This window comes from Murimonas intestini (genome assembly GCF_024622195.1).
GTDB lineage: Bacteria > Bacillota > Clostridia > Lachnospirales > Lachnospiraceae > Murimonas > Murimonas intestini.
Genome location: NZ_JANKBI010000005.1, coordinates 107,090 through 119,867, shown reverse-complemented (window position 1 = coordinate 119,867; position 12,778 = coordinate 107,090). Strand labels below are relative to the sequence as shown.

Sequence of the window (12,778 nt, the reverse complement as noted above, 5' to 3'; positions counted from 1 at the left end):
CGCTGCAAGTGCTTAGAACTGCATAAATTTCCTGGCAAGGGCGGTATATCTGCCGCAGACCTCTTCAATATCCAGATATTCCGGCAGTCCTTTCAGATAAATATGCATTCTGCCCCGGAATGGATCAGTCCATTTTGAAGGAATAGCTTCTTTTCCAATGACGGCCCCGGCTATACTTCCGGCTGTGGCGCCTGTACAGTCATTGTCACCGCTCATTGCAATAGTCTGTCCGATAGTCCTGGTAAAGTCTTTTTTTCCGATATCCAGTCCCATAACGACGTGAATGGCATTTGTAATGGCGCTTCCATTAAACATTCCGCCGTAGACAGCCCACATTTTGTCAGCTGCCTCGCGGTAATCACTGCAGGGGTGCTCAAGCGCCCAATGTATGCCCTCAGCAAACAGGCAGTTTTCAGGTATCTCGGTCAGACCGATCCTGACAGCCTCCATCGGGTCATCAACTGCAAAAGCAGCTGATATGGCAGCGGCCATAAACATGGCTCCATATACGCCGTTCCGCCTGTGGTTTACAGAGCAGTCCTTATATGCCAGCTCTGCAGCTTTTTCAGGCCAGCCGGGACAGACATATCCATAAGAATCAGCCCTGGTCCAACCGGCGATATTCTGGAGATTGGGGTTTGCTTCAAGGCCGGCCTCGGGAAGTTCTTGGCCATTCAGCAGATTTGTCATCATGATCCGCTCCCCCCAGTAGCAGCCTCTGCTCTCGTTCTCACCATCCAGCGGCAGATAGCGCTTCCATATTTCAGCCATATCTTCCTGTGTGAAATCCATGCCGTATTTTTCAAGAGTCAGCAGACCCAGCAGAGTATAGATAGTATCATCATCCGGCGGTACGGCATCCATATGTCCTCTTGTCAGGTCGAGCTTTCTGCCTGTTATATAATGGGGAGCAGCAGGATCCTTAATATGCGTCCAATAATCTGTGGGAGGGAAATCTTCATTAAAATATTCTGCCCATGCCTTCATAGTCTCGATGGGATTAAACTCCAGCGCCGCCCCCAGGGTACAGCCTGCCATACGTCCGTAAAAAGCGCCTCTTAACCGGTTCAGATAATCATCCGGAAGATGGGAGAGGAGCCTGCGGGGGCCCTCCGGCCGCAGCTTTTTTATACTTTCCAGGTCATCTGGTTCGTCATCATCCTTCTGAGCCAGCACCAGCTCCTGAAACTGTGAGATACATTTGTTAATGTTGTTTTTAAAATCCTCGTAAATCCTGCCTCCTTCATTGCTGCACCCAAATTCGGCTGACAGCCTCAGATATCTGGTAATATCATCTGTTTTTTCCTTTAGCCAGGTATCTGAGAAGGGAACATATTTCACATCCCGTAACTTCATTTTTTTCCTCCTTTTGCTGTTTTATAAATATCGTGTGCGCACACGTTACTTTCCAAAATTAAAACAAATATATTAAAATATTTGTTTTAATTATTTTATAAACAATCTTTTTTACAAACGCTCATTTTTACAGACTATCTCCCTCTACTATGGAGTAATCCAGTATATATTCAGCTGTGAACTCAGGGTCCTGGATGCTCTGGAATAAAAGATCTGTAACAGCCTGTCCCATCTGCATAACAGAATATTTTATTGTGGTGAGCCGTGGTTTGATATATTTGAGCGCATCAATATTGTCATATCCCATCAGCCCTATCTGATCAGGAACACTTATTTTTCGGCTCTGAAGGCAGTCCAGCACCTGGATCGCATAAGAGTCACACAGGCACAGGACAGCAGTTTTTCCTTTAAGGGAAATGTTTTTAGTTAAAAGGTCTGTTTTTTCCTCAATGCTTCCTTTTTCCAATACCTGTATATCTTCCAGCCCCGCCTTTTTCATGCCGTTTAAATATCCCTGAAGGCGCTGCTGCAAAGTGTATGTATTAAGCCCTTCCTTCTCCTGTGATTCAAGTTCCGGTGTCACATATGATATATGTTTGTAGCCTTTTGAGACGATATATTCTACAGCGTCTTCCATTGCCTGTCTGTCATTCACCCCTACAAACGGGAAGTGGGAGTCCAGTTTATTATAAATCGTAACAATGGGGATGCCCATCCTCTCTAATTCTCTGACATAGCCCTTATCCATACCGATAGGAAACAGAATGATTCCGTCCACCTGCCTTTCACATAAATAGCGGATGCCGTCCCTCTCCATATCAAAGTTACGGTGGGTCAGTATGAGATAGATAAAGTAGCCCTTTTCCTTTGCTCTTGCCTCGATAGTATTGATCAGCTCAGGAAAAAAATAATTATAAAAGTCGAAGCATACAACTCCGATCGTCATCGTCTTTCCTTTTGCCAGGCTTCTGCCTGTATGATTCGGGTGATAGCTTAACTGTTCGGCAGCCTGGAGTATTTTCTCTTTTGTCTGGCTGCTGATGCCCGGCCGGTTATTAAGCGCCCTGTCTACCGTACCGACAGAAACGTTACAATATTTAGATATATCTTTAATTGTAGTCTTCATTTGATCTCCGTGTGCGTTAACGTTTTTGATTTATTTCAAGTATAAGGAAATTTCTGACAATAATCTATTGACTTTTTAGACAAACTAAATAAATTTTTTTGGGTATAATTTACAGAAGGCAGCTCAACAGTAGTGAAGAGAGTCAAATACCCCGGCTGCTTTCAGCGGGGTATCTGATTGAAAAATTCCCATCTTCTTTTCAGGGTACAGCTTAAATGTAAGCCAAAATTCTCTGTTTTCTATTTGTTCCCACTCTGATTTTCTAAAATGTGATTCCAATAGAAGATAAGGCAGGTACATTTCTTTCATTTCACTTGGCTCCAGGGTAAATAGTAATTGGTAATTTTCAGGATTTAGTACATGGTTAAAATCCTGGTCTATAGAATTATACCAGCCGTCACTCTCTAAAATATATTTTGTAAGGTTTACTTGAATATTTTCCTGGCAATTATTCTTTAGCTGAATCTTGAGACACAAAACCTTCATGGGAACACGAAACATTGTAGAATCTGGAAGTCCTTCCATATTGCGGATCTCTTCATCTTCTATAAAATTGTATCCTTCTACCATGAATAATAAGTCTTTCTCAGTTTCTGCCCAATTCTTTAAATCAAAATATTCTTCTTTTGGCTGATGAATTTCTTTATTAGCATTTTTATACCCGGTAAAAACTAATAGTATTGCAACTGCTGCAATCACGATAAATAACCATTTCTTATTTTTCATAATCATACCCCGGATTACATTTTTCCATAGCTGTGATGCTCCCATTTTCCATAGTAAATATTGTGTCTGACAGCTCCTGTAAATCCTCTGTATCATGACAGGAGATGATCACTAAAGCATGCCTCGCTTTTAATTCTTTTATTATTTCTTTAAAAGAGACAATGCTTTTTTCATCTAAAGCATTTGTTGGTTCGTCTAAAATAACGAGCTCAGGATTTTCGAAAATAGCTCCTGCAATTCCTAATTTTTGTTTCATTCCAAGAGAATACTTTTTAAATTTTTTATTGTCTGATGGGTCGAGTCCTACCTTTACTAATACTTCGCAGATTTCTTCATATCCAACTTTATTTTGTATGGCAGCTAAAGTTTTCAGATTTTTTACCCCTGAATATTCGTTAATAAATCCTGGATTTTCTAATAAAGCACCTACACTCTCAGGAAAAGATAAGTCTTTTCCTAATTCTTTTCCATCAATCATAATACTGCCATGAGTAGGAAAAATAAGACCACATATGGCACGCATGAGCATAGTCTTGCCCGAACCGTTTTTCCCTTTTATTCCATAAACATGTCCTGATTCCATACGCATATTTATGTCTTTTAAGATTAATTCATTTCCTATTTCTTTTGATAAGTTGTTAATTTCTATCAACATGATTACTTACCTCTCCTTGGTAAATTTTGTTTGTAATTCAATCCACATAAATCTTTTCTGCTATAGTATATCTTTCCTGTTAAGAGGCAGGCAGCAATTAAAAGAATTCCGTAAGAAATCCCATATTCCCACTTAATGTTTTCACCGGAAACCGGTGATAGTCTCATGAGCATGAGATAGTTTCCAGGTAAAAATGGAGTACAAAAGTAACCGGATACGGATAAAATCACAGTTTGCACAACCATTGAAACAAGGGGATTAAAGATTGAGGATATCAACAGCTGGAAGAGCATTAATCCCGTGGATAAAATCACAGGCATAAGAACCAGAATTACAAATATATTTTTGTTTCCAATCCCACTCACATCAATATGGGAAAGAAGTTCATGCAATTGAGCAGACAGGCCTGGCTGGAATCCCTGTCTGAATAATGCAAATAAGGCTGTAACAAAATAAGTAATACAATAATAAACAGCTGTACCCAATATGCACCAGCAGCATTTTCCCGACCACCAGATTCCTCTGCTTTTAGTTCTAAGCAACACCTGCTGTCCAAAATTCTGCTCTTCCTGCTGTATATATCCGCTCATACAAAACGTCAGGAAAAGATGAAATAAGAGCCACATAGCCGGGAGTTCAAAAAATGACATTTTATTTTGTACTATGTTTGCTGGCATTCCCTGAAAGATTTGGAATAAGTAATCCCAAAAACCTATACTTAACTTTATTCTATTTATGTGTTCATAATCAATGACTCGTTTCGTAATATAAAAATCAAAAAAGATGATTATTATAAAAAGTATAAGAAATCTTTTCCAACAAAACCAAAATCCTCTTTTGCAGTCGTATATTGCCTGTCTTAAATAACTAATGACACGATTCTTCATTGATAAATTCTTTTCGTTTCGCATATAAAATACCTGCCCCATACAATATTCCAGAAATAGAAATGCCAACCAGAAGGGTCATAAATAGTAGTTCTATATAAACAGCTTTATTATAATCCATAGAAAATAAACTGTAGAATCCCAGTTTATTTTCGAGTATATACTCTGATGCTGCAAGGACGGCAGTTATAATATATCCAAATATTTCTCTTAATTTCAGCCATTTAATAAGCAGAACTGCCAGGCCCAGAATAATAAATTTCAGCATCATGAAAAAGATACTAAGTAATAGGACAACTGCAAAACTTACTTGAGAGATATTACCCGTCTCAATAAAACACCTGCTGTTTGTTTCGCTCCAGTTAATCAGTGGCAAGTGATATAATCTGCCGGCCAAAACAGCAAACAATAATAAGCTGACTGAAAACCATAACAGATATATAACCAGTCTTCCGGTCTGGATTTTCCATATTTCAAAATGGCTTTTATAACGCATTGCCTGGTTATAGTTTAAAGAGTACTTTTCACAACGGTATATAAGAACAAGAATCAGCGGAATAGAAAAAATACCTAAAAAAGATACGCCGTTTTCCAGAACAAATATATCTGCAATGCAGCTGTTTATCCCAAAAGCTTTCGCCAGATTCAATTCCTTTTCTGTCCTCCACATAAGATATATATATTGCAATAATGCAGCTATAGTAAAAAGGCACCAGTTTCTCTTTATATTTTCATAGCCTGACCTCAGTACATGCATTTTACTAAAATACCTCCAGCTTTCTGCCTCTTCTAATATAAAGAAACCCGAACAGCAGGAATATGAACAGGTAAATCATTGATATGATCCAATTATCCATTCCGTAACTTGGCTGCAGGCAATATGTCAATGAATATCCACCCAATCCATATAAATTTGAGACGGAGTATAAAAAAAGACAGCCTATAAACGGGACGGAAACAGCAATAAACTTGTTTGATGTGTAAAAACTCATAACCAGCCCCACGGTACCAAGAAAACCGGCGGCAATAAAATCTATGATAAGGTAAATGGCTATATACAGATAAGGATGAGTTCCGTATAAATGATAGAGTACTTTACTCGCCGTTATAAATGTTCCATCTGCTACCTGGGGCAATATGGAAGGCAGTATCATAGCTGAAAGAAGCAGGTTGAGAAAGAGCGGTATGACGGCAACTGTCCCTGAAACTATGAATACAGCTATATATTTGGCTGTCAGGTAGTCCTGTTTTCTTACACGAATACATATATTTTTGGCAAATCCTGAAGATAAGTCTTCTAAAAGACTGCCACTGTAAGGTATGGCCGCTATTAACGGCAATGCTAAATAAAAAAGGAAACTTTCTACACTGTAACCCTCGCCGCCTATCCATGATGTAAATACATTTCTGGGATAAAGCAGCCCCTTGTCAGAGTTAAAGTAATTCATCATCGTTTTAGTAGCTTCTAAAGCTGGCGGCATATTATGTATAAGATGTGCCAATGCTATTAAAATCCCTGTTCCTAATGCAATTGCTGTTCCTTTATTTTTAAATGCTCTTTGGATCTCTATATGTAATAGTATTTTCATTCTTTATTCTCCTGTACCAAACTGACAAATCTGCTGTCATCTTCATAATTTATAGCTCCTGAAGGCCAAATCTTCAGTAACAGGGCGGCACCGTCAAGCTCTTCATCGCTGATCACATATGTCAGAGTAAGCGGCCTTTCTTCGTTCATTTTTAAAATCCGCCGGAAATAAGCTTTTCCGTTATCTGCCGGTTGTCCGTCCTTATACCCTCTAAGCTGCCCGGCATAATATATATTGTTTCCTGAGTACTCTGAGTCTTTATTAATGAATCGAAGCCATAAATTGTTCAGGTAGAATTCTACTTCTTTAGATTGTTTATTTTTAATGGTCATATCAATAATTACATAGGAGTAATTGTTTGAAATATTATCCTCATTATCGAGAACCACATCTAAGGGGGTTTCTTTAATATCTGATATATCAAAAGCTCCCTTGGTCTTAGTTATATGATAACTGTTTACAGTAAAGATCAATTTACTTGTATCAATTGTATCGCCTGTTTGATATACATTGCTGTCACTGGGTGTTATTTCTCTTTGATCCGGATATTTTTCGGGGTTAGATATTATTCTGTTATCTAGTACAGCATTGCCTGCGGACGGTGACGTCTGGGGCATTTCGTCCTCTTTTATAAGATCCGTATTATTATCAGGAATACTTTGAATTTCCGCAGTTTGAAATTGAAATTTCACTAATCCGAAGATTCCGATTCCAGCCATAAAAACCAAGATAACACCTGCCAGTATCTTCTTAATCATTTTAGCTCCCTTTCGTGCACAGGCCAGAGGTAGTTATATACCGCTGGCCTGTGAAATTGTAATAGTTATATATCCACATTGGTTCGTGTAATGGTATTTAGCCAGGATATAGTTATACTATCACAGAGTAATAATGGCATGTGAATCTGTCATTAACCTATGTATTTCTGTCATTTGATAAGTTTAAATGGATTTTTGCACGTAATTGTGAAGGTATTGAACAATTATAAATAAGAAATATTTCCTGATATACCATGTTAAATAAAACGGGCGATACATTTGTTATGCATCGCCCTCTGAATTATTTATTATTTTGCATTAAATTACGGCTTGCTGATCAAGTCAGGATAGTTCCTCAGGAAGAGTTTTAACCCGCTCTGTGAGATGGGGATCTGGGTTTGATTATCAAGGGTTATCAGACGAGTATTCCTTTCCACATATCTGACATGTTCCAGGTTTACCAGGCAGGATTTCTCACAACGGAAAAAACGTTCATCTAACTGGGCTTCCATATTTTTTATGTCGCCGCGCACAGAGTAGATGTCTGATGTGAGATGCACTTTCAGCTGATGAGGTGTGTTAGATGTAGTAAAATACAGAATATCCTTCAGAGGAAGAAAGTACTTTCTGCTGCCTGCATGGCCCGTATAATATTTTTCAGGGTCAGAAGAGATAGTCTGATATCGCCTGTAGGCCAGATCTATACAATCCCGGATCCGTTCTTCTATATTATTTATATCTGCCTTGCAGATATAATCCAGTGCCTCCAGATGGTACTTGAAAGTGTCGCAGCTGCGCTCGCCATGGTCTGTTATAAATACAATAAAGCCATTTGGGTCTTTTTCCCGGATCCTGGCAGCCAGCTGGAAACCGTCCATGGAAGATTTCAGATCCACATCCAGAAAATACAGGCCGGTATTACACTGCCCTTTCATGGAAAGGATATCAAGGACTTCACCAGGAGTTGTGGCTGCACATACCAGTTCCATGTCGTCATCACGGCACAGCAGGTATTTTTTTATGTATTTTTCAAACTGGCTGGTGATTTCTATAATGTCATCACAGATATATATTGAGAGCATGATTTCTCCTTATTTTTCAAAAGCGGTCTTTTGTGGCAGTTTTTAAATATTTTCCAGTGTTTGTATAAACAGATGATCCTTAAATGAGGTTTTTGGAAAGACCTCAGGATATTTAGAAAGAATATCTGCCGCATTGTAGAGGCCTATACCGCGTTCCTCCCCTTTTGTAGAATATCCGGCCGTACTCAGTGAGTCTAGTGAAAGATTATCTGTTTCACAGGAATTAGCCAGCATAATTGAAGTAAAATTATTTGTCTGTGTAAGGGAAAATATTATTTTTTTATCAGCGGATGAGACAGCAGCCTCAATAGCATTATCAAAATAAATACCTAAAAGCCGTACCAGGTCCATACTTTCCATTTTTGACGTATCTAAATCAAAATTGATTTCCAGATGCAGGTTTAGGCCAAGATTCAGGGCACGGATCGACTTGGTCATGAGAAGCCCCTTCAGTTCAGTTATCCTTATGTGTGAAAGCTTGCCAAGCTCTGCCTGGGAGGCATCAAACTGCCTGCTGGTATCCAGCACCTGTTCTTCAAAATATTGTTCCAGCTGCTGATAGTCCTTGTCATGGATAAACCCATACAGGGTTGAAAGTATATTAATATAATCATGGCGGAATGTGCGGACCTCCTGGTAAGTTTCCTCCACACGGGCTGTGTATTCCTGCAGGGTATTATACTGGTCCTTAAGAAACTTCATATTTGCTTCCTGCCGTGTTGTCCTGGCAATGGACAGCAGCAGAAATACTGTAAATACAAAATAAATTCCAAACAGAAGACAGTTAATGGCGATAAAGGAAAGAGGATATCCAAGAGTCTCTCCGAAAGCAAAGTTAATAACGAAGATGGCGGCGCAGAGTGCAGCGTCGGCCAGTATATAGCGGAGATTTTTCGGTGAAATAGAGATATCCATTAAGTGCAGTTTACTAAACAGAAGCTTGTGCAGCAAAAGCAGGAGGACAATCTGAAGAAGCAGAAAAATAATTAAAAATAAAAAACTGCCCAAAAGCATGGTATCGATATCTTCCATAGTCTTTCCTGTAATTATGTATATTAAAAAAGTATATGCATAGTTTAGAAATACATTGCTGATATAGCCGATGAGTGAACAGAGCACGCTGAGCATCTTATTTCGTGAGAAAGCAGCTACTAAGAGGACACAGCCGATAATGATTGTAAAAGTTGTTATCTGCCCGTACCTCTCGAAAAGAAAACGGCAGACAGCGATGTAGCCCCATATAGTTATGTACTGCGTCCATTTTAAGCGCTGGGGCAGGATTAAGACGAAAGGCACAAAAAGTATAAAAATATTCAAAATAATGTACAGTGCATTATAAAGATCCATAAAATCCCCTTCTTATGTAATTAACAAAAGTTCCACTTTTATCAGTGCTAAGATTATAGCATTTGGTGATAGGAATGTAAACGGCATAGAGATTGCAATTTTAAACTATAAGGATGCGTTGGGAATAAAAATATAAGGGCGTTTTCGGGGAAAAGAGCAGCAGAATGAAGCAGGATCATGCGCAAATGACAGAAAAAGGCTATTTTATGACAGATTCACTCAAAAATTCCAATCTGTGCTAGAATCAGAACATACTATTAAATTGTGAGTGAAGGAGAGATTAAATAGTGATGTTAAACAGAGAAGAGTTAAAGAAGAAATTTTCTTCAATGCTGCAGGAAAAAGCAGAAGGAGTTGTAAAAGGAACTGTTGGAAAAAGCATGCCTTGGGGAATGCATGAACTGGACACACCTGATGAAGTCCTGAAATGGCTGAGAGAAGAAGATACAGTAGCAATATATAAAGACTAACAGACGCAGAAAATATTGCAGAAGTCTGACATCAGAAGAATACATCCCGGTATATATGCCTGTTAATGTGGGATACAGGCTGTTATCCGTACTGATGGAGATAAATGCAAATTTTCAGAGATTACATATTCGGTTTCTTATTATCGGCTTGTTTTATGAATAATGGTGTGAGTTAACTTTTAAAGATGTGGAGCAAAGTGAGTGTGGAATATAGCTGACGCAGTCAGAAAGTGTGGAAAGAATCAGCCGATAGGAACCGGAACCGAAAAGGTAATCAATATTAATACATTTGCTTTAGCACAGAACCTGTAGCTTACCGCGCAAAGCGGGTCTATCCTAAAGATCAGGCTATTAGGTGCAGGCATGTGTATATGATAAGGCCAGAATAGCAGAACTGTTTACAGGATGCTGTTTTGGCCTTGGTTTTTGTTTTAGAAACTCATAAGAATTTTGATTATCCATAAAAGGGACCGTTGAGAAAAGTAAGCTGGCAATCAGCCTATGTGAAAGCCAGTTGATAAATAGCAGATACAGCGTTGACGCAGATTCTTTCCATTAGTATAATGAATTTGTAGGAAGGAGGATGCTTATGGATGAAAAGATTTTGATGGAATTAGTAAAGGGAATCCTTGGAGTCATAGAAAACAAAGTGATCAGCATTATTTTATATGGTTCCGCAGCCAGAGGAACAAATACGGAAGAGTCCGATGTGGACGTGGCAATACTGATGCAGGGAAATCTGGATGAAGAGACCGAAGATAAGTTGTCCGATTTTATTGTTGACATGAACCTTGAGTACGATAAGGTATTTTCAGTAATAGACATAGATTATGATACCTTCTGCAGGTGGCAGAAAGTAACGCCATTCTATCAGAACGTAACGAGGGAGGGGGTTGTATTGTGGAAGGCAGCGTAAAGGATCTGTCAAAATACCGTTTTGAGAGTGCAAAGGATGATCTGGATTCTGCGGGTATGCTGTTGCGGGATGGAAAATGACACCGCGTTCCGTCTGCGTGAAAAGGCAGATTATGACGATTTTGCCGTGATATCGAAAACGCAGAGAAGATCATAAAAGTGATAGGGTATTATCTTAGGGAAAAATGGGAGGAATAATCCTTGCCCATTTAGAGTATCAAAGCATTATCGCTGGTCGGTGGTAGTGCTTTTTTGCTGCAAAACTGAACCATTGGAGAGCTAGGTCTGTTGGCACCCTGCTCTCATATAGGAGTGACCTTTTCTGCTCCTTTGTGTGGTTTGTGTCCTTTGTGTTCTCCGGGTACTGTTGATGTAAAAGCCCCAATGAAATCTGTCTTCAGTCACTGCAATGGAAGCCAATATCCTTGGTATTTTCCTGAATGATAAAATGACATACTGCCTGATTAATGATATTGTATAATAAGAAATTTTATAATTGTTAAAAAAGCTTGTAACGAAATGCAAGGTAAACGCACCTATATATTGAGGGGGTGAAAAGTTGGATAAGCAGGATATGGAAAAGCTGTATGAAGAGAATGTGAAAGCTGTATATAAATATCTATTCTGCTTAACCCATAGTGCGGATCTGGCAGAGGAGCTGACACAGGAGACCTTTTATCAGGCAGCAAAAGGCCTGGACAGGTTTCGCGGAGAGTGTAAGATATCCGTATGGCTCTGCCAGATAGGAAAGCGTCTCTGGTACAAAGAACTGAAGAGGCAGAAGATGGATATGATTCCTCTGGAGGAAATGACAACAGAAGTGCAGTCATTTGAAAATATAGAGAATGATTACCTGCTGAATTGGGAAAAGGTGGAACTGTTCAAAGCGCTGCATAATTTTGATGCAGCATCCAGGGAAGTGATGTATTTAAGGCTGACAGGAGAACTCAGCTTTGCGGAGATCGGAAACATTATGGGAAAAACGGAAACCTGGGCCAGGGTGACGTTTTATCGCGGAAAACAAAAATTAGTGAAAGGAAGAGAAGAATGGGACAAAAATTAGAGTGCGGTATGATAAGGGATCTGCTCCCTGTCTATATTGAAAGAATGACGAGTGAGGCATCAGACCAGGCAATACGGGAACATTTGGAAGAATGCAGTGAATGCCGTGAGGTCTACAGGCAGATGAGCCAGAAGGTAGAGGTTGAGACTGCTCCTGAGGTTAAGGATTTTAAAAAATTCCTGAAAAAATCAAAGACCCGGTTTGCAGCAGATATCCTGTATATCCTGGGTGCTATAGCTGTGCTGACTTGTATTATTGTAAATCTGGCAGTGGACCATGGGCTTACCTGGTCTCTGATCGTGACCGGCGGGATCGCAACTGCATGTATCCCTGTCTATATAGCCATGGGTGCGGGAAACCATAGAATAGTCAAGGGATTAGCTGTACTAAATCTGTGCAGCATACTGCTGTTGGGACTTATACAGGGAGTGTTGTATGGACTGATGGGAATAGGAGATATGTGGTTCTGGACGCCGGGTCTTCCTATCGCATTGATGTGGACTGCTGTCCTCTGGATCGGAGTCGCATGCAAAATGTTTACAAGCGCAAATATAGTCCTTGTGATTGCAGTGGTCCTGTTTTTAGTGATACCGGCAAATATCCTGACAAATGTTTTAGCAGGCGGTTATTCAAACGGAGCTGATTTTATGATCACTTTTGTTGGAAATGGCCTGGGTACTCTTGTAATTGCAGTTATATTCCTTATTATAGGAATCCGGCTTCAGAGAAAGAAAAAAAATAAATAATATGCTTTGCCCCCTGCTTTTCATAATGTTATGCAGCTCGTCTGACTGAGCGGTATCA

The 12,778-nt window shown here is 39.5% G+C and carries 14 protein-coding genes; 4 read left to right on the top strand and 10 right to left on the bottom strand.

The annotated features are described in order from the left end of the window. Positions 1-12: 12 nt before the first annotated feature. From NSB28_RS10020 to NSB28_RS09975, 10 genes are all read right to left on the bottom strand, one after another. Positions 13-1,356 carry an ADP-ribosylglycohydrolase family protein gene (locus tag NSB28_RS10020; protein ID WP_109625087.1) on the bottom strand — a complete coding sequence of 448 codons (1,344 nt, stop codon included), beginning with the start codon at positions 1,354-1,356 and terminating at the stop codon, positions 13-15. 127 nt (positions 1,357-1,483) lie between these two features. Next, on the bottom strand, positions 1,484-2,482 hold the full coding sequence (locus NSB28_RS10015; RefSeq protein ID WP_109625086.1) for a LacI family DNA-binding transcriptional regulator: 999 nt from the start codon (positions 2,480-2,482) through the stop codon (positions 1,484-1,486). A 123-nt stretch (positions 2,483-2,605) separates the two neighbouring features. Further along, positions 2,606-3,208, bottom strand: a complete 603-nt coding sequence (locus NSB28_RS10010; RefSeq protein WP_257497492.1) for a DUF5028 domain-containing protein — start codon at positions 3,206-3,208, stop codon at positions 2,606-2,608. Beyond that, the gene (locus tag NSB28_RS10005) at positions 3,198-3,863 is read right to left on the bottom strand and encodes an ATP-binding cassette domain-containing protein (protein WP_109625084.1); all 666 of its coding nucleotides are present in this window, start codon (positions 3,861-3,863) and stop codon (positions 3,198-3,200) included. The genes NSB28_RS10010 and NSB28_RS10005 overlap by 11 nt, the downstream gene beginning before the upstream one ends. Positions 3,864-3,865: 2 nt before the next feature. Continuing rightward, on the bottom strand, positions 3,866-4,453 hold the full coding sequence (locus NSB28_RS10000; protein ID WP_330665364.1) for a hypothetical protein: 588 nt from the start codon (positions 4,451-4,453) through the stop codon (positions 3,866-3,868). Positions 4,454-4,730: 277 nt separating this feature from the next. Continuing rightward, complete coding sequence (locus NSB28_RS09995; protein ID WP_257497491.1) at positions 4,731-5,399, bottom strand: hypothetical protein; 669 nt, start codon at positions 5,397-5,399, stop codon at positions 4,731-4,733. Between the two features lie 112 nt (positions 5,400-5,511). Next, entirely contained in the window at positions 5,512-6,339 is an 828-nt protein-coding gene (locus NSB28_RS09990; protein ID WP_109625081.1) for a hypothetical protein, read from the bottom strand. Next, complete coding sequence (locus tag NSB28_RS09985) at positions 6,336-7,097, bottom strand: hypothetical protein (RefSeq protein WP_109625080.1); 762 nt, start codon at positions 7,095-7,097, stop codon at positions 6,336-6,338. The genes NSB28_RS09990 and NSB28_RS09985 overlap by 4 nt, the downstream gene beginning before the upstream one ends. A gap of 323 nt (positions 7,098-7,420) precedes the next feature. Beyond that, on the bottom strand, positions 7,421-8,179 hold the full coding sequence (locus NSB28_RS09980; RefSeq protein WP_109625079.1) for a LytR/AlgR family response regulator transcription factor: 759 nt from the start codon (positions 8,177-8,179) through the stop codon (positions 7,421-7,423). Positions 8,180-8,221: 42 nt separating this feature from the next. Then, positions 8,222-9,526 (bottom strand): sensor histidine kinase, encoded by a 1,305-nt coding sequence (locus NSB28_RS09975; protein ID WP_109625078.1) that lies wholly within the window; start codon positions 9,524-9,526, stop codon positions 8,222-8,224. A gap of 290 nt (positions 9,527-9,816) precedes the next feature. Here NSB28_RS09975 and NSB28_RS09970 point away from each other — a divergent pair, with 290 nt between their 5' ends. The 4 genes from NSB28_RS09970 (at position 9,817) to NSB28_RS09955 (ending at position 12,720) form a co-directional block, all read left to right on the top strand. After that, on the top strand, positions 9,817-9,996 hold the full coding sequence (locus NSB28_RS09970) for a hypothetical protein (RefSeq protein ID WP_109625077.1): 180 nt from the start codon (positions 9,817-9,819) through the stop codon (positions 9,994-9,996). Between the two features lie 589 nt (positions 9,997-10,585). Beyond that, positions 10,586-10,912 (top strand): nucleotidyltransferase family protein, encoded by a 327-nt coding sequence (locus NSB28_RS09965; protein WP_109625076.1) that lies wholly within the window; start codon positions 10,586-10,588, stop codon positions 10,910-10,912. 558 nt (positions 10,913-11,470) lie between these two features. Further along, positions 11,471-11,974: an RNA polymerase sigma factor gene (locus NSB28_RS09960; RefSeq protein ID WP_109625075.1), complete on the top strand. Its 504-nt coding sequence runs from the start codon at positions 11,471-11,473 to the stop codon at positions 11,972-11,974. Next, the gene (locus NSB28_RS09955; RefSeq protein ID WP_109625074.1) at positions 11,959-12,720 is read left to right on the top strand and encodes a zf-HC2 domain-containing protein; all 762 of its coding nucleotides are present in this window, start codon (positions 11,959-11,961) and stop codon (positions 12,718-12,720) included. Before NSB28_RS09960 ends, NSB28_RS09955 begins: the two co-directional genes overlap by 16 nt. Positions 12,721-12,778 lie beyond the last annotated feature (58 nt).